Origin of the sequence: Acutalibacter intestini, from assembly GCF_034334985.1 — a bacterium.
GTDB classification, from domain to species: Bacteria; Bacillota; Clostridia; order Oscillospirales; family Acutalibacteraceae; genus Acutalibacter; species Acutalibacter intestini.
This window is the reverse complement of record NZ_JAWXXL010000134.1, coordinates 1-662: the sequence shown is the minus strand read 5'-3', so window position 1 is coordinate 662 and position 662 is coordinate 1. Positions and strand designations below refer to the sequence as shown.

Sequence of the window (662 nt, the reverse complement as noted above, 5' to 3'; positions counted from 1 at the left end):
CTATGCGACAACGTGTTAGGGCCGCGGGTTTTGCCGTCCTTCATCAAGGATAATTACGCGTCGCAGGAAGGCAAAGGAACACACTTCGGGCTTGAACGTCTGGAAGAGTTCATGCGGCGATTTTACCGGAAGAAGGGCGTTGACGGCTGGGTGCTGAAAGGCGACATTCGCAAATACTTCTATTCGATCCGGCACGACGTTTTGAAAGAGCTTGTGCGAAAGTATGTTGACGATCCCGAATGCTTGTGGTTGCTGGACATGATTATAGACAGCACGGAAGGCAACGTAGGAATTCCGATCGGCAATCAATCTTCACAGCTTTTCGCCCTGCTTTATCTTTCGCCGCTGGATCACTTCATCAAGGAAAAATTGGGAGTGAAATTCTATGGCCGCTATATGGACGATTTTTATTTGATCCATGAAGACAAGGAATATTTGCGCTATTGCTGGAAGGAGATTGAAAGACGTGTAAACGAAATAGGGCTTTCGCTGAATGAGAAAACGGCCATATACCCGTTGAAAAACGGGATTGATTTTTTAGGCTTCCATACATATTTGACGGAAACGGGCGCGGTGATCCGCAAGGTGCGCCGGAAGTCAAAGAGCAACGCCCGCCGCAAGGTGAAGAAATTGTGCGGGCTGATGGAGGCCGGAAAGATCGA

The 662-nt window shown here is 48.6% G+C and carries 1 protein-coding gene; it reads left to right on the top strand.

Going from position 1 to position 662, the window contains the following annotated elements; all coding sequences use genetic code 11:
- A partial coding sequence (locus U8U68_RS22080; protein ID WP_322204637.1) for an RNA-directed DNA polymerase occupies window positions 1-662 on the top strand: 662 nt, incomplete at both ends.